Origin of the sequence: Pseudomonas sichuanensis (assembly GCF_024749065.1) — a bacterium.
In the GTDB taxonomy this organism is placed as follows: domain Bacteria; phylum Pseudomonadota; class Gammaproteobacteria; order Pseudomonadales; family Pseudomonadaceae; genus Aquipseudomonas; species Aquipseudomonas sichuanensis.
The window spans coordinates 3,547,534-3,563,438 of sequence record NZ_CP087185.1; the positions used below are offsets into that span (position 1 = coordinate 3,547,534).

General features: G+C 63.9%; 17 protein-coding genes and 2 pseudogenes. 10 read left to right on the top strand and 9 right to left on the bottom strand.

The features are described 5' to 3' along the window. Window position 1: 1 nt before the first annotated feature. The 4 genes and pseudogenes from LOY51_RS15890 to LOY51_RS15905 form a co-directional block, all read right to left on the bottom strand. Window positions 2–400 (bottom strand): hypothetical protein, encoded by a 399-nt coding sequence (locus tag LOY51_RS15890; RefSeq protein WP_110992851.1) that lies wholly within the window; start codon window positions 398–400, stop codon window positions 2–4. After that, a complete protein-coding gene (locus LOY51_RS15895; protein ID WP_258646664.1) occupies window positions 393–1,499 on the bottom strand; it encodes a hypothetical protein in 1,107 nt (368 codons plus the stop codon). The genes LOY51_RS15890 and LOY51_RS15895 overlap by 8 nt, the downstream gene beginning before the upstream one ends. A gap of 93 nt (window positions 1,500–1,592) precedes the next feature. Next, window positions 1,593–1,670 (bottom strand): annotated as a pseudogene (locus tag LOY51_RS15900) (hypothetical protein); the annotation flags it as partial. Between the two features lie 233 nt (window positions 1,671–1,903). Further along, window positions 1,904–2,269 (bottom strand): annotated as a pseudogene (locus LOY51_RS15905) (acyl-CoA dehydrogenase family protein); the annotation flags it as partial. On the opposite strand from LOY51_RS15905, the gene LOY51_RS15910 reads away from it, so the two are divergent. Next, entirely contained in the window at window positions 2,205–2,363 is a 159-nt protein-coding gene (locus LOY51_RS15910) for a hypothetical protein (protein ID WP_258646729.1), read from the top strand. The pseudogene LOY51_RS15905 and the gene LOY51_RS15910 sit on opposite strands and share 65 nt — an antisense overlap. Before the next feature lie 66 nt (window positions 2,364–2,429). Here LOY51_RS15910 and LOY51_RS15915 read toward each other — a convergent pair whose 3' ends face one another. From LOY51_RS15915 to LOY51_RS15925, 3 genes are all read right to left on the bottom strand, one after another. After that, window positions 2,430–2,828, bottom strand: coding sequence for a hypothetical protein (locus LOY51_RS15915; RefSeq protein WP_258642011.1), 399 nt, complete (start codon window positions 2,826–2,828; stop codon window positions 2,430–2,432). Continuing rightward, a complete protein-coding gene (locus tag LOY51_RS15920; RefSeq protein WP_258642012.1) occupies window positions 2,821–4,215 on the bottom strand; it encodes a PAAR domain-containing protein in 1,395 nt (464 codons plus the stop codon). The genes LOY51_RS15915 and LOY51_RS15920 overlap by 8 nt, the downstream gene beginning before the upstream one ends. Before the next feature lie 211 nt (window positions 4,216–4,426). Continuing rightward, window positions 4,427–5,656 (bottom strand): acyl-CoA dehydrogenase, encoded by a 1,230-nt coding sequence (locus tag LOY51_RS15925; protein ID WP_258642014.1) that lies wholly within the window; start codon window positions 5,654–5,656, stop codon window positions 4,427–4,429. Window positions 5,657–5,794: 138 nt separating this feature from the next. On the opposite strand from LOY51_RS15925, the gene LOY51_RS15930 reads away from it, so the two are divergent. The 5 genes from LOY51_RS15930 to LOY51_RS15950 all read left to right on the top strand — a co-directional run bounded on the left by LOY51_RS15930 (window position 5,795) and on the right by LOY51_RS15950 (window position 10,750). After that, window positions 5,795–6,721: a LysR family transcriptional regulator gene (locus LOY51_RS15930; RefSeq protein ID WP_125464364.1), complete on the top strand. Its 927-nt coding sequence runs from the start codon at window positions 5,795–5,797 to the stop codon at window positions 6,719–6,721. 105 nt (window positions 6,722–6,826) lie between these two features. Beyond that, window positions 6,827–7,954, top strand: coding sequence for a saccharopine dehydrogenase family protein (locus LOY51_RS15935; RefSeq protein WP_258642017.1), 1,128 nt, complete (start codon window positions 6,827–6,829; stop codon window positions 7,952–7,954). A 1-nt stretch (window position 7,955) separates the two neighbouring features. Beyond that, window positions 7,956–8,435 carry a DUF2269 family protein gene (locus LOY51_RS15940; protein ID WP_125858924.1) on the top strand — a complete coding sequence of 160 codons (480 nt, stop codon included), beginning with the start codon at window positions 7,956–7,958 and terminating at the stop codon, window positions 8,433–8,435. A 173-nt stretch (window positions 8,436–8,608) separates the two neighbouring features. Then, window positions 8,609–9,763 carry a cysteine desulfurase family protein gene (locus LOY51_RS15945; protein ID WP_125858925.1) on the top strand — a complete coding sequence of 385 codons (1,155 nt, stop codon included), beginning with the start codon at window positions 8,609–8,611 and terminating at the stop codon, window positions 9,761–9,763. Window positions 9,764–10,240: 477 nt separating this feature from the next. Then, window positions 10,241–10,750, top strand: coding sequence for a hypothetical protein (locus LOY51_RS15950; RefSeq protein ID WP_190305988.1), 510 nt, complete (start codon window positions 10,241–10,243; stop codon window positions 10,748–10,750). 333 nt (window positions 10,751–11,083) lie between these two features. Here the strand turns inward: LOY51_RS15950 and LOY51_RS15955 are convergent, their stop codons facing one another. Further along, complete coding sequence (locus LOY51_RS15955) at window positions 11,084–11,479, bottom strand: DUF1801 domain-containing protein (protein ID WP_125858927.1); 396 nt, start codon at window positions 11,477–11,479, stop codon at window positions 11,084–11,086. Between the two features lie 439 nt (window positions 11,480–11,918). After that, on the bottom strand, window positions 11,919–12,572 hold the full coding sequence (gene nfsB / locus LOY51_RS15960; protein WP_125858928.1) for an oxygen-insensitive NAD(P)H nitroreductase: 654 nt from the start codon (window positions 12,570–12,572) through the stop codon (window positions 11,919–11,921). 103 nt (window positions 12,573–12,675) lie between these two features. Between nfsB and LOY51_RS15965 the strand changes: the two genes are divergently transcribed. The 4 genes from LOY51_RS15965 (at window position 12,676) to LOY51_RS15980 (ending at window position 15,905) form a co-directional block, all read left to right on the top strand. After that, complete coding sequence (locus LOY51_RS15965; RefSeq protein WP_125858929.1) at window positions 12,676–13,596, top strand: LysR family transcriptional regulator; 921 nt, start codon at window positions 12,676–12,678, stop codon at window positions 13,594–13,596. 34 nt (window positions 13,597–13,630) lie between these two features. Next, the gene (locus tag LOY51_RS15970) at window positions 13,631–14,245 is read left to right on the top strand and encodes a LysE family translocator (RefSeq protein ID WP_125464371.1); all 615 of its coding nucleotides are present in this window, start codon (window positions 13,631–13,633) and stop codon (window positions 14,243–14,245) included. Window positions 14,246–14,443: 198 nt separating this feature from the next. Then, the gene (locus tag LOY51_RS15975; RefSeq protein WP_125464372.1) at window positions 14,444–15,274 is read left to right on the top strand and encodes an AraC family transcriptional regulator; all 831 of its coding nucleotides are present in this window, start codon (window positions 14,444–14,446) and stop codon (window positions 15,272–15,274) included. A 49-nt stretch (window positions 15,275–15,323) separates the two neighbouring features. Continuing rightward, the gene (locus tag LOY51_RS15980) at window positions 15,324–15,905 is read left to right on the top strand and encodes a LysE family translocator (protein WP_258642022.1); all 582 of its coding nucleotides are present in this window, start codon (window positions 15,324–15,326) and stop codon (window positions 15,903–15,905) included.

Sequence of the window (15,905 nt, forward strand, 5' to 3'; positions counted from 1 at the left end):
TTCATGCGCGGTCGAAATTGACGAACAGATACAGGAAGGCCATGCATGCCAGACTGACCGATATGCAGTAAAAACTAAGTTTCATGCGTTTTTTCAGATAGGGAGGGAACAAGCGACTGTCCTCTGCATCCAACCACCCCTGACGGATACCCAATCTTGGCCAGATGATGCCCGCCGTCATCGCACTCACGGTCGACAATCTGAGTTTCAGGGTAAAGGCTCCCCCGTTCCTCAGCTCTTCGTGGAGCCCGCTGCTTCTGTGAAGCGCTTCGCACATCACATTGAAGTGCCGCGTTGCGGCGATTTGCAGCATGATCGCAAGCCCGGTCAAACCGACAGCGAAAGGTACAAGAAGCAGGGCCAGCTTTATGCTGGAAGGCCACTCGCTGACATCAATCATATGTGACCTCATACAACATCTCTCCGGACTCAGCGCCAAGAAACTCGCCAACCTTAGTTCCCGCAAAAGAGCTGATGCCTATGGTTGCAATACCGCAAGTAGCGCGGCCCCATGGTCCCAAATTACAGATAACCTTCACAGCCGTTTTCCCCATTACTCCTGCCAAGCCACCGCCTGCAACGCTTCCGACAAAACTACCCGTTTCAGTAAATCGGATCTTCTTGCATGCCTCGGTTTCGCCGGCCCGACAAACTTCCTGTACTTTCAGGTAAGACGACGTCGCCCCCAACCCTATCGCTACATACGCGCCAGTTTTCAAAAACTTCGCCATCTTCGCCACTTCATCCAGGTGCGTCGCATACCCCGGTATCGCACCCGGCGCCCCGGCCTTGGACCAGTGATGCACGAGGCTCCTGGTCGAAATCCCCAAGCCCTTGCGCAGACTTTCATGCCCGCCCAGGTTCAGGTACTTACCCAGAAACGCACTGCGCAATTGCGCATTCAGCTGCTGATACAAAGCCTGGCGTGAGGCAAAGAACTGCGGGCTCTTCAAGTGCCCATGCAAACCGAACTCCCGCTGATGCAACTGTTCGATCCCCTTGAGCGTATCGCTCACCTGCCCCAGCCCGCGCGACAGCATGTCCTTGCCCACGCCCATCGACAGGCTCGCGCCACTGAGCACCCCGGCGATCTCGCCGATGTGCTCCATCATGAAGTTGGCTTCCTGTGCGTCGAGTTCGGCCAGGGCGTCGCGCGTCAATTGCGCCGCTGCCATCAGCTCGGCCTCTTGCCGGGTGCAGGCATGGTGGTTATCGAGGTCGCCGAGGACGAAGATCTCGCCAGCCTTGAAACCTTGATCGAAAGTGGGATTCAGGCGTTTAACCCGAGCGATCGGCAGCGTGCGATCCTGCTCCAGCAGCTGCGCCAACAGCCGCGGCCCGGACATGCTGCGGGGTACGACATAAAACCCCGGCTCCAGCAGCGCACGCGGCGTAGCCGATGCCGTGGCCATCTGTGGCTGGAAGCGCGATGCTGCGACCGAGTCGGCTCTTGGGGCAGCACCAGCGCCAGCCGGCGCCGAGCGTGCACGCGTCGCCATGCCCAAAGGCGCCACCACTCGGTTACTGCCACTGGGGCATCCGCACGCCACCAGCGAACCGTCGACCGCCACCTCCCGACCGTTAGACATGAACCACGAAATACCTTCGACTACCGTGCCGCGCTGGCCGCAAACCGGGCACTCGGTGGTGGCATCACCTCTGCGCAGCACCTGGATGCGTCACAACGATGGTTCGGATTATCAGCAATGCATATCGCCCCAGTGGTCGTGACATCCCCGTCCAGCGCCTGCCCTTTACCACCGATATTGACCCTGTTCATGTTTCCCTCTGCAGATGCAAAGCAGCGGAAACTAGCAGCACTCAGGGCGAAAACACGGGGGCAGTCCGGCGCTTGGGAAATACCCTACACATAATGCGAAAACGAACTACACGGCTGATATTTTCACTGCCCGCTGCGCAACATCCCCTTGGGCACATACTTGCCAATCTCATACTTGCCAATCGCCGCCCGGTGCACCTCATCCGGCCCATCGGCCAGGCGCAGGGTGCGTTGCATCGCATACATGTAGGCCAGCGGGAAGTCGCCACTGACACCCGCGCCACCATGGATCTGGATGGCCCGGTCGATCACCTTCAGCGCCACGTTCGGCGCCACCACCGTGATCTGCGCGATCTCGCTGCGCGCCACCTTGTTGCCCACGGTGTCCATCATGTACGCGGCCTTGAGCGTCAGCAGCCGGGCCATGTCGATCTCCATCCGTGAGTCGGCGATCTTGTCGATGTTGCCGCCTAGCCGCGCCAGTGGCCTAGCGGTGACCACGCCGCTGTACTGGTGGCTGGCCAGCCGCGACAGCGCTTATCGTCGGAGTCAGGTGAATGCCAAGCTGGCTGCTGGGGTCTGATTGCCCCGGTGACACGTAACAAAAAGACCCGCTATTGCGGGTCTCCTGCGGCCAAACACCAAGGCATCAGACGCGCTTGAACTGCACCAGAAGTACAACAAAAGCCATCCAGAAAACACCGATAAAGATGCAATACATACTTAGCTTCATGCGTTTTTTCAGATAGACCGGGAAATCACGACTGTCCTCCGGGTTCAGCCAACCTTGACGAATGCCCAACGCAGGCCAAAACATCCCAGCCGTCATGGCACTAACTGTCAACATTCGAAACTTTAGCGTCAGCGCACCACCGTTTCTCAGCTCCTCGCGAAGACCTTCGCTTCGCTGCAACGCGTCGCACATCACCTTGAAATGGCCCGAGGCTGCAATGTGCAACTCAATCGCAAGCCCAGCCAGCCCCACAGCGAACGGAGCGAGTAACAACACTATCCTCAACTCTACAGGCCACCAGCTCAAATCAATCATAAGCAGTCTCGTACAATATCTCGCCTACCTCTTCCCCAAAGAACTCACCGAGCTTCCCAATACCGAGGGAAGATGCGCCGATTACTGCTATTGCGCAGGTGGCCCGCCCCCATGGTCCAAATCCACAGACTGCTTTGATGGCAAGCTTTCCGACAGCTCCACCGGCCATACCTCCCGCGATCCCCCCTGTAAAACTACCCGTTTCGGTAAACCGGACACGTTTACACTCTTCAGTCTCTCCCGCACGGCAAGCCTCGTAGATTTTCATATAGGAAGATGTCGCCCCCAGGCCCACCGCCACATGCCCTCCATATTTCAGGTACTTTGTCATCTTCGCCACTTCATCCAGATGCGTCGCATACCCCGGTATCGCCCCCGGCGCACCGGCCTTGGACCAGTGGTGCACCAGGCTTTTCGTAGAGATCCCCAACCCCTTGCGCAGACTTTCATGCCTGCCTAAATCCAGGTACTTGCCAAGAAACGCACTGCGCAACTGCGCGTTCAACTGTGCATACAACACCTTGCGCTCAGCAAAGAACTGCTGGCTGTTCAAATGCCGGTGCAAGGCGAATTCCCGCTGGTGTAACCGCTCGATCCCCTTGAGTGTGTCCCCCACCTGCCCTATCCCACGGGCCAGCATGTCCTTGCCTACGCCCATGGACAGACTGGCGCCGCTGAGCACCCCGGCGACTTCGCCGATGTGCTGCATCATGAAGTCGGCTTCCTCCTCGCTGAGGATCGCCAGAGACTCTCGGGCGCTGCGCGCCGCTGCCATCAAATCGGCCTCTTCGCGAGTGCAGGCGAAGCTGTTGTCGGGGGCGCCGAGCACGAAGAGCTCGCCGGCCTTGAAGCCTTGGTCGAAGGTGGGGTTGAGGCGGCCCACCAGCGACATGGGCAGGCTGCCCTGCATCGTGGCCAGTTGTTGCAGCACCTGCTCGCCGGTCATGCTGCGGGGCACGATATAGAACCCGGGTTGCAGTGCGGAGGGTACCGTAGTGGCGGCGTGAGTGGCGGGCATGGGCTGCTCGGCAACACCACGCGGGGCAGCCCGGGGATCGCCGGGTACCGGCGTCGACACCCCCCGCGCCTGGCTGGGCATCCCCTCCAATGGGGCGATCAGGCGATTGCTGCCCAGCGGACAGCCACAGCGCACGCGCGCGCCGTCGACGACGGTGGGTACGCCGTCCTGCAGGAAGCGAGGGTCGCCATCGATGAGTGTGCCCACCTGGCCGCAGCGTGGGCAGGGCGTGGTCGAGTCGCCTTCGAGCAACCAACCGCCCCCGTTCACGTTGCCCGCCGCCCGTTTGCCGATGCAGGTGGCGCCCGTGGTGGTACGGTCGCCATCGAGGCCTTGCGCCTTGTCGAAGATAACGATGCGCAGAGTCATCGGCCGGCACCCGATGCGCGGCCGTTGAAGCTATTCCTTGTCATGCGGCGTTTCCTTGTGCGCGGAAAACGCCGAACGCTAGCAGCTCAACGGTGGCGCTGGAGCCAGCAAAGGCAGCTCAGGAAACGCCCTACGCCAAAGGCGGTGCATTCGTACTTTCACCCAGATGCTGAACAACAAAAAAACCGCCGAAGCGGGTTTTCTGCCAGGCTCAATGCCCGCTACGCAACATCTCCTTGGGCACGTACTTGCCAACCTCATACTTGCCGATCGCCGCCCGGTGTACCTCATCCGGGCCATCGGCCAGGCGCAGCGTGCGCTGCATCGCATACATGTAGGCCAGCGGGAAGTCGCCACTGACCCCCGCGCCACCGTGGATCTGGATGGCCCGGTCGATCACCTTCAACGCCACGTTCGGCGCCACCACCTTGATCTGCGCGATCTCGCTGCGCGCCACCTTGTTGCCCACGGTGTCCATCATGTACGCGGCCTTGAGCGTCAGCAGCCGGGCCATGTCGATCTCCATCCGCGAGTCGGCGATCTTGTCGATGTTGCCGCCCAGCCGCGCCAGTGGCTTGCCAAAGGCTGTGCGCTCGACCGAGCGCTTGCACATCAGCTCCAGGGCGCGCTCGGCCATGCCGATCGAACGCATGCAGTGGTGGATACGGCCTGGGCCAAGGCGGCCCTGGGCGATCTCGAAGCCACGACCCTCGCCGAGCAGCACGTTGTCATAGGGCACGCGCACATTCTCGAACAGCACCTCGGCGTGGCCGTGGGGCGCGTCGTCGTAGCCGAACACCGGCAGCGGGCGGACGATCTTCACCCCCGGCGCGTCCGTGGGCACCAGGATCAGCGAGTGCTGCTGATGGCGCGGGCCGTCGGGGTTGGACAGGCCCATGAAGATCATCACCTTGCAGCGCGGGTCGCAGGCGCCGGAAGTCCACCACTTGCGGCCGTTGATCACCCACTCGTCACCGTCGCGCACGGCCGTGGCGGCCATGTTGGTGGCATCCGACGAGGCCACGTCCGGCTCGGTCATGGCAAACGCCGAACGGATCTCTCCGCGCAGCAGCGGCTCCAGCCACTGGCGCTTCTGCGCCTCGCTGGCGTAGCGCACCAGCACTTCCATGTTGCCGGTGTCCGGCGCCGAGCAGTTGAACGGCTCCGGCCCCAGCAGCGAGCGGCCCATGATCTCGGCCAGCGGCGCGTATTCGAGGTTGGTCAGCCCCGCGCCGTATTGCGACTCGGGCAGGAACAGGTTCCACAGGCCCTCGGCGCGGGCCTTGGCCTTGAGTTCCTCCATGATCGCGGTGGGCTGCCAGCGGTCGCCTTCTGCAACCTGGCGCTCGAACACCGGCTCGGCCGGGTACACATAGGCGTCCATGAATGCGCTGACACGCTCGCGCAGTGCCTGGACCTTGGGCGAATAGGCGAAATCCATCGGGGCTACCTTCAGTCAATGAAGAACATGGACGCAGCCTAGAACAGCCGCCCTTCATCCACCTAGTCTATTTTCACTGTGTATTAACATTCATAACCGATATATGATCGGCTGATAATTCCAATGAAGAGCGGCGCCATGAACCTCAGCAAGGTCGACCTCAACCTGTTCATCGTCTTCGACGCCATCTACACCGAAGCCAACCTGACCCGCGCCGGGCAGATTGTCGGCATCACCCAGCCGGCGGTGTCCAACGCCCTGTCGCGCCTGCGCGAGACCTTCAACGACCCGCTGTTCGTGCGCACCGCCCAGGGCATGGTGCCCACGCCCATGGCGCAGAACATCATCGGCCCGGTGCGCAACGCCCTGTCGCTGCTGCGCACCTCGGTGCAAGAGAGCCGCATCTTCAACCCGCTGCAGGCCAGCAAGACCTTCCGCATCAGCATGACCGACCTCACCGAGGCCGTGATCTTGCCCCCGCTGTTCCAGCGCCTGCGCCGCCTGGCCCCGGCGCTGGTGATCGAGAGTTTCCCGTGCAAGCGCCGCGAAACCACCAAGGAGCTGGCCGCCGGGCGCCTTGACTTCGCCGTCGACGCACCGCTGAACACCGACCCGCAGGTGCGCCACGTCAAGCTGATGCAGGACCGCTACGTCTGCGCCATGCGCCCCGGCCACCCGCTGGCCGACAGCGCGCTGACCCTCGACAGTTACCTGGGCATGACCCACATCCATATTTCCAGCCGCCGCAACGGCCTGGGCTACGTTGACCTGGCCCTGGGCAAGATGGGCGTGCAGCGCCGCGTGGCACTGCGTTCGCAACACTACCTGATGGCTTCGCAGGTGCTGCAGCAGACCGACATGGTCATGACCGTGCCCGAGCGCTTCGCCCGCCGTCACCAGTTGCGCCACCAGCCGCTGCCGGTGGAAGTGCCGGCCCTGGAAACCCACCTGTACTGGCACGAAAGCACCGACCAGGACCCGGCCAACCGCTGGATGCGCGAGCAGATCATCGAACTGTGCGAGCGGGTCGCCAGCCAGGAGCAGAAGGCGCTGGAAAACGCCTGAGCACTGCGGCAACGGCCCCGCCGCGCTTGCAATGCCCCGACCTTTCGGTAAACCTTGCGCCGCCCTGCCCCGGGCATTCCAGATTCACGGCACAAGGAACGCAGCATGGCTATCAGGACCCTGGTGATCGGCGCCTACGGCAACTTCGGGCGCATCATCAGCCGCCACTTGAACCAGATGCCGGGCGTGCAACTGGTCATCGCCGGGCGCAACGCTCGGCAGCTCGCCCAGCTCGACGCACAGCTGAGCAGTACTGGCGCATCGCTGCACGGCAGCTGGTGCGGTGATGCCATGGCCCCCGGTTTCGCCGAGGCCCTGCGCGAACTGGGCATCGACTGGGTGATCCACACCGGCGGGCCATTCCAGGGCCAGCCTTACCGCGTCGCCGAGGCCTGCATCGAGGCCGGCGCCAGCTATTGCGACCTGGCCGACTGCCGGCTGTTCGTCAACGGCATCGCCCAGCTCGACGCCCGCGCCCGCCAGGCGGGTGTGGCGCTGCTCAGTGGCTGCAGCTCGGTGCCCAGCCTGTCGTCGGCGATCCTCGACGAACAACGCCAGCGCTTCAGCCACATCGAGTCGATCGAGCACGGCATTTCCTCCTCTGCCAAGATGCCCGGCTTGTCCACCATCGAAGGCGTGCTCGCCTATGCCGGGCGGCCGATCCGCCAGTGGCGCGATGGCCAGCCCTGCGAGGTCGACGGCTGGCTCGGCCTGCAGCTGCGCCACCTGCCAGGCCTGGGCTGGCGCTTGCTGAGCAATGTCGACGTGCCGGACATGGACATCTTCGCCAGCCGTTACGGCGCGCGCACCTTGGCGTTCAAGGCCGGTGCCGGGCTGATGGCCGGCGGCCTGGCCAACGCGACACTGGCGCTGCTGGTGAAGTGCGGGCTGGTACGCGACCCATTGCCCTGGGCGCGGCGCCTGCATCGGCTGGGCCTGCGTTTCGAACGCTGGGGCGATGGCAAGAGCGCGATGTACCTGGACGTGCGCGGCCTGGACGAAAATGGCCAGCCCCTGCGCCTGCGTGCCCAGGTCAGCGCAACCAATGACAAAGGCCCCGAGATCCCCAGCTGTGCCGCAGTCGCGCTGATGGCCAGGCTGACCGAAGGCTATCAACCAGCAGCAGGTGCCCGCCCCTGCGTGGGCGAGATCAGCGTTGCGCAGTACCTGGCAGCCATCGACGCGCCGGACAAGATCCGCTACAGCGTCAGTTTCCAGCAGGGGCGCGACTGAGATGGATTACTTGCTGCTGAAATACCTGCATGTGATCGCCGCCGTGTTCCTGTTCGGCTTCGGCATGGGCTCCTACCTGTACCTGATCGCCGCCCACCGCACAGGCGATGCGCGGGTGATCGCCGCCGTGGCCAGGATGGTGGTGCGCTTTGACGCCTGGATCACCACCCCGGCCGGCGTCCTGCAACTGCTGACCGGCTACGCCATGGTGCGCATGGCTGGCATGGACTGGTCGATGGACTGGCTGCGCGCCGCGCTGGCGATCTTCTTCGGTGTGGGTGCGCTGTGGCTGCCGGTGCTGTTGTTGCAAACCCGCCTGCAGGCCCTCGCCGCCCAGGCCGCCGAGGCGCACTCCCCGCTTTGCCCGCGCTATCACCGGCTCTACCGTTACTGGATGTGGATGGGTGTGATCGGATTCGCCGGGATGTTCCTGATGGTGCTGGTAATGGTGAAAAAACAGGCACCGTGGCAATGGCTGTGACCCTATAAGCAACAAGAGGAGAATTTTTTTCTCGCAACACTGCGAAGCGTAGAAGGAATTATTCTGAAACAACCTAGCGGACGAGCATTAGGAAAAACCTTTGCCCATCAGGCCTCGTAACATGCCGTACATGGATGCCGACTGGCGGCGTCCCGCACGGACAAGCCCTCGCTATGCACAACGCCCCCCTCTATTTCGATTACGCCGCCACCACCCCTGTCGATGACCGAGTCATCGAGGCCATGCTTGGTTGCCTGGGCCGTGCCGCCAACTTCGGCAACCCCGCCTCCAGCGGCCACAGCTTCGGCCAGGCCGCCCGCGAAGTGGTCGAGCAGGCCCGCCGCCAGGTGGCCGAACGGGTCGGCGCACAGCCCGACGACCTGGTGTGGACCTCGGGCGCCACCGAATCCAACAACCTTGCCCTCAAGGGCGTCGCCCAAAGCTACCCACAGCCCGGGCACCTGATCACCAGCCAGCTGGAGCACAAAGCCGTGCTCGACACCGCGGCCGAGCTGGAGCGCCAGGGCTGGGCGGTAACCCGCCTGGCACCTGACGCCCAGGGCCTGATCCAGCCCGACGCCGTGCAGGCAGCGCTGCGGGCGGACACCCGGCTGGTGTCGCTGATGGCGGTGAACAACGAACTGGGCACCCTCACCGACTTCGCCGCCATCGGCGCGCGGGTACGCGAACACGGCGCCCTGCTGCATGTGGACGCGGCCCAGGCGGTGGGCAAGGTGCTGATCGACCTGGCCAACCAAGCGGTAGACCTGATGTCGTTCTCGGCGCACAAGGTGTATGGCCCCAAGGGCATCGGCGCGCTTTATGTCGGCCCCCGCGCCCGCAATGGCCTGCGCGCGCAGATGCATGGCGGTGGCCATGAGCGCGGGCTGCGCTCCGGCACCCTGGCCACCCACCAGATCGTCGGCATGGGCAGCGCCTTCGCCCTGGCCGGGCAGCCAGGGGACAGCGAGCACCAGCGCCTTGAGCAACTGGCCCGGCGCCTGCGCGACGGTCTGCTGGCGCTGCCGGGCGTGTCGCTCAATGGCTGCGCCGTACAACGCATTCCCCATACCCTCAACCTGTGTATCGACGCCAGCGGCTTCAACAGCCGCCTGCTGGCCAACGAACTTGCGCTGTCCACTACCTCGGCGTGCAACTCGGCGAGCAATGCGGCCTCCCATGTGCTGCTGGCCCTCGGGCTGGATGAGCGCCGGGCGCGCAACAGTGTGCGCCTGAGTATCGGCCGCTACACCAGCGAGGCCGAGGTGGACCAGGCGATCGCGGTGTTCGGGCGGGTGATTGGGGCGGCCGCTGCGGCGCTCTGGTAATCAGTGAGCGCGGTTCGCCGGCAAGCCGGCGAACAGGCACACGCAGCCACCGCCGGCGGTCTGCGCCCAACTGGCATCGCGACACCTTTGCCCCGCACAGGACGTGCCCCATGGCGCTGCCCCTCTGGCTGACCTTCTCGCAGGCCTGCCTACTCGGCAACCTCACCACGCAGCTGCTTCCGTTCAGCTGCGTAGCCATGGGGGGCGGCGCGTTGCTGGTGCTGGCCAGCCCCCCCAAGACCCTGGTGTTCTTCTGCGCCTTCCTGCCGCAGTTCCTCGAGCCCGGGTGGCCGATTTTCAGCCAGTTCGCGGCGATGTACCTGAACACGGCGTTGATCGTCTGCCTGGTGCAATGCGGCGATTATCGAGACAGGCGCTGTCCAAGACCTGATAAAAATGCCAGTAGACGTGGGTTTCGAGGGCCTCATAACCTGTCGGCAGCTGTATCGACATCCCCTTGCAAGCGGAGCGTGCAACATGTCAAAGACAGATTTGGAGACCCTGATCCGGGAAAACCCGGAGTATGGTGGGGTAGCGCAAAAAAGCAGCGCAAGCGCAATATTCAAAGGCAAGATGATCTGGCCATCAGGGCGAATGGTGACCCTCAAACCAGTAAGCGTCTACCTGAAAGACAGTGAGAGCTTAAAGGACTATGTCCTGGCGGGCGCCATTCTTGACGCCCCCCTTGATCGCGTCGTCGTATCCATTCGCAAAGACAGCAAAGACAACGTCTACCCTGTGACCAGTTTGCCAGCTGGCGATGTGGCCATGGGTATCATTTATGAAGGCTTACCATCCAAAGAAGTAACAGGGAAAGTCGGGTTTCGTCACAACGCCGGAAACCTTGAGATCTATATGATTGAGGTCGCCTTCAAACTCGAGTTCAGTAAGATCCAGAACAAGGACCTGATGGCGGAATGGGGGAAGAACCCCTCCCCTGGCGAGATGTTGACATTCAAGCTTTCTGAAGGTCATTTCATGTTTTAAGTGCCTGGACTAGGGCTTGTACGAAAAGTCGCCGAGCGGAGAACAGGCAAGGCGAAAACAGGCGAGGAACGGCCGGGGTCGCGTTCGAATTTACGTGTTGTAAATGAGCATTTTAGACCGGGCTGGCGCACTAGCCTGTTTTCAACGCAGCATGATCGTCGCGCAGGCACTTTTCGTACAAAGCCTAGGCTGCTCTATGGCTACCGATACTGCATGGTGAGAACTTCAATTTAAATAGCGCTGGTCAGGAAGCAGATTTAGCCACCTCCTGCCCAGACGTATTGCCAGAACACTGTTCATTGATCCGCTGTACACCCGAGACGGCGTGAATATTCAGCCCAGATTGAATAACACCGCTGCCCGAATCAGCGCCATGAACGCCCGCTCATTGAGGCGGTCGCCTTCGAACAGATCGATGGCGCGTCGCGTGCCGCCTTCGAAACTGGCATTGAACAATCCGGTCGGGTCCGCAAGTTCCGCGCCTTTGAGGAATGTCAGCTTCAGCTTGTCCTTGTAGCATTCGCCAGTGCAGATGACACCGGCATGGAACCAGACGGGCGTGCCGCGCCATTTCACTTCCTCGCGCACGATCGGGTCGGCCCGACGGATCAAGGCGCGCACTTGCGCAAGGCGGTGGCCTCGCCAGTCGGTCAAGGCGGCAATACGGGCATCGATCAGCTGCGAGGCGGTGGGGTTGGACAAGGAAAGATCCTCCAACAGTGAGGGCATGAGTATTTACCATACCCTGCAATTCTTTCGGCCCGCAGCCGCACTTTTTCAGAACCGTCTTGCCTGTGAACGCCCCGCATCCGTAAGACATGTCCGAGTTTGAAACTAATTGCTTCAGCCCGGCCAGCCTAGGAACGATCCCACGCGCCTGCTGGAAGTTGCTGCATTGTCGGGGAAAAACCTCAGGGATGGCTTCACCGGGTCATCGCATTAGGCCCAGGCGTCTGCGACCCGGACGCCTTCAGCGCCCTGGCCAAGGCGCTGATCGATGATATGGAGGGGGAATGAACAGGACGAGCGAGAAGGCGTCACTGGGGCCGCGATGCGGCCCATTCGCCGGCAAGCCGGCTCCCACAACGACCGCGCGGCCCTGAAGGCTGATGCTGAACCCGTGGGAGCCGGCTTGCCGGCGAAAGCGCCGCACGGCGGCGCCTCTACTTCAGAGGAAAGTGAACACCTCGGCCGCCGGCAACCGCGACTTGCCCAACCCGGCATTAAAGTCTTCTTCGCTGTGGTACCCCAGGCTCAACACCACCACGCTGGTAAAGCCACGTTCGCGCAGGCCCAGCTCGGCATCCATCACCTTCGGATCGAACCCTTCGATCGGCGTGGCATCCAGCCCGTAGGCGGCGGCGCCCAGCAGCGCGGTGCCCAGTGCCAGGTAGGTCTGCTTCTCCATCCAGTGCTGCAGGTCCTTGTTGTCGTGGCGGTGCAGGTTGACATAGAAGCGGCGGCTCTGGTCCTGCCCGGCCTTGGCCTCGTCGCTGCGGAAACGACCGTCCTTGCCTTCCTGCTCAAGCACCGCCTGCAGGTGCGCCTCGGTCATGTCGGTGCGCGTAGCGAACAGGATCACATGGGAGGCATTGAGGATCTTCGGCGTGTTGTAGGCAAAGCCCACCTCGGTGCTCTTGGCCAGGCGCGCCTTGCCTTCGTCGGTGTCGGCAACGATGAAGTGCCAAGGCTGCGAGTTGACCGAGGACGGGCTGTGGCGCAATTGCTCGAGCAGCGCATCGATGGTGGCCTGGGGGATGCGACGGCTGGCGTCGTAGGCTTTGGTGGTGTAGCGGCGCTTGGCCAGGGCAACGGTGTCCATCTACGGTGACTCCTTGGATGATCGGGATTGAGGCGCATCTTATCTTCCCGGCTGCAAAGAAAAACCAGCACAATGCAGCAACACTTTCATCCCTGGAGTGAAAATGCTGCGCATCACCGACCTGGAACTGTTCGCCCGTGCCAGCGCCCTGGGCAGCTTCACCGCCGCCGCCCACGAGGCCGACCTGCTGCCCGGCCAGGTGGCGGCGGCGATCAAGCGCCTGGAGCGCGAGCTCGATGTGCGCCTGTTCGCCCGCACCACCCGCAGCCTGCGCCTCACCGCCGAGGGCGAGCTGTACCTGCCCACCGCCCAACGCGTGCTCGACACCCTGCGCCAGGGCCGCGAAGACCTGCACGGCAACCACAGCAGCCTGCGTGGCGTGCTGCAGGTGGCCGCCCCCTCGGACCTGGGGCGCAACCTGCTACGGCCCTGGCTCAGTGCGTTTCGCCGCGAGCACCCGGGCTTGAGCCTGCGCTTTTTGCTCTCCGACCAGATGGCAGACTTCTACCGCGACCCGGTGGACGTCGCCATCCGCTACGGCCTCAACGAAGACGCCAACTACATCGCCCTGCCCCTGGCGCCGTGGAACCGCCGGGTGGTGGTGGCCGCCCCCGCCTACCTGGCCCGCCACGGCCGGCCGCAGACACCCGAAGCACTGCAACAGCACGACTGCCTTTTGTACTCGCAACAGAGCCGGGTGTACGACAAATGGCGCCTGGGCAACCGCACCGTGCAGGTACGCGGGCCGCTGTTCAGCGACGACGCCGACGTGGTGCGGCGCTGGGCCCTGGAAGGCGAAGGCATCGTCTACAAGTCGTGGCTGGACGTCAGCGCCGACATCGCCGCCGGCGCCCTGGAGATCCTGCTGCCCGAACACCCCGGCGAGCCGACCCCGGTCACCCTGGTATGCCCGCACCGCAAGCAGCTCACCCCCGCAGTGGCGCAGCTGCACGGCTGGCTGCGCGACCGCTTCGCCACGCTGCGCCCGGAGGGTGTATTGCAGCCGGTCGGCCCCGGCGTATAGTGGCGCTTCCCCCGACTGCAAGGAGCTGTCACCCATGCCGAGCCTGGAATTTCTGCTCACCGCCCTGATCATCGTGCTGATCCCCGGCAGCGGGGTGATTCTCACCGTTTCCAGCGCCCTGGTGGCCGGGCGTCGCGCCTGTTTGTGGACCGCCCTGGGCTGCACCCTGGGGATCGTGCCCCACCTGCTGGCCTCGGTGCTCGGCCTGTCGGCGCTGCTGCACGCCAGCGCCCTGGCCTTCCAGGGGCTGAAGTTCGCCGGGGTGGCATATCTGCTGTACCTGGCCTACGCCACCTGGCGTGATCGCGCGGCCTTCGCCGTGGATGAAAAGGCCCCGCCGGCCGCTGCCACTCAACTGGTGCTCAAGGCCTGCCTGCTGAACATCCTCAACCCCAAGCTGACCCTGTTCTTCCTCGCCTTCCTGCCGCAGTTCATCGACCCCCACGCCGGCTCCGCCGTGGTGCAGATGCTCGGCCTGAGCGCGGTGTTCATGTTGATGACCTTCGTCGTGTTCGTGCTCTATGGCCTGCTCGCCCACCTGTTCCGCCGCGCGGTGATCGACTCGCCCAAGGTGCAGGCCTGGCTGCGCCGGGGCTTTGCCGCCTCGTTCGCAGGCTTGGGCATCAACCTGGCATTCGCCCAGCGTTAAGCGCTGCACAATCGTTCTAAACCCCAGGGCCGGTTCTGCGTTATGGTGCGATTTCTTCCTTGACCACAGCCCTTTGCAGGTGTTTGGAATTCGCGTCCGACTCATGCCGCGATAGGGGCGCGCAGCGGCCCCAACAGGCTCAGACTGAATGCACATTCAAAACACCTTGAACAGGCTGCAACTTGATCGGCCCTCACCATGAGCCACTGGATCGACCTCAAACAGGACGCCGACACTGGCATCGAGTCGGTCCGCGCCCATTTCACCGGCCACGCCTACGACCCGCACTGGCACGACAGCTTCCTGGTCGGCGTCACCGAACAGGGCGTACAGCAGTTCAACTGCCGCCGGGTGCGCCACCAGAGCACACCCGGCCAGGTGTTCCTGCTCGAACCCGGCGACCTGCATGACGGCCTGGCGCCCACCGCCGAAGGCTTCACCTACTCCACCCTGTACCTCGACAGCCACTGGCTGGAAAACCAACTGCGCACGCTGTTCGAGCAGGCGCCCAGCGACGCCCTCCCCAGCTTCGCCGCCACCCTGCACTGCGATACGCGGCTGGCCGGCGCCACCAGCCGCGCATTCAACGCCTTGCACCAGCAGGACCTGCGCATCGTCCGCCAGACCGCCATCGACGACCTGCTGGCCTGCCTCACCGGCCACCTGCAGTGGCGCCGGCGCCTCGACCCTGACCCGCGCCTGCCGCTGACCGCGCAAGTGGCCCGCGACTACCTGCATGCGCACCTCGACCAGGACATCGGCCTGGACGACCTGGCGCGGGTCTGCGGCGTCGATCGATTCCGCCTGACTCGCGCCTTCAAGGCCGCCTACGGCCTGGCCCCGCATGCCTACCTGATCCAACTGCGCCTGGCCCGTGCGCGGCAGCTGCTGGCCCGTGGCCAGAGCCCAGCCGAGGTCGCCACGGCACTCGGTTTCGCCGACCAGAGCCACCTGGGCCGCTGGTTCCGCCGCGCCTACCGGCTCACGCCGGCGGACTACCGCAAACGCTGCTCAAACCTTCCAGACTGAAGCCAGGGCGGTTGCGAACATGAGGCCACGATCAACCGGAGCCTCGACCATGTCCAACAGCCTCTTGCCCTTCGCCCTCTTCGCCCTGGCCTCGAGCATCAGCCCGGGGCCGACCAACCTGCTGATCCTCGCCCAGGGTGCCCAGCACGGCGTGCGCGCCAGCCTGGCGCCCACCGTGGCGGCCTGTGGCGCGGCGGCTGCGGTGGTGCTGCTGGTTGGCCTGGGCCTGGGCGAACTGCTGCTTGATCACCCGTTGGCGCAACAGCTACTCGGCTGGGCGGGCGCGCTGTGGCTGAGCTGGCTGGCCTGGCGCATGCTGCGTAGCGCCGGTGCGCCGCTGCAGGCCGGTGGCAACGCAGGCTTCGGCCCATTGCAGGCGGCCACCCTGCAGCTGGTCAACCCCAAGGTCTGGCTGATGGCGCTGGCGATGATCAGCCTGTTCGCCACCCCGGCCCTGCCGCTTTGGTGGTTGACCCTGGTGTTTCTGCTGATCGCCCTGCCGAGCATGACCGCCTGGGCGCTGCTGGGTGCTGGCAGCGCGCGCTGGCTGAATTCGCCCCGGGCATTGCGCCGGTTCAACCAGAGCCTGGCGGGGTTGTTGCTGGTGTCGACCTGGTCGGCGCTGCTGTAG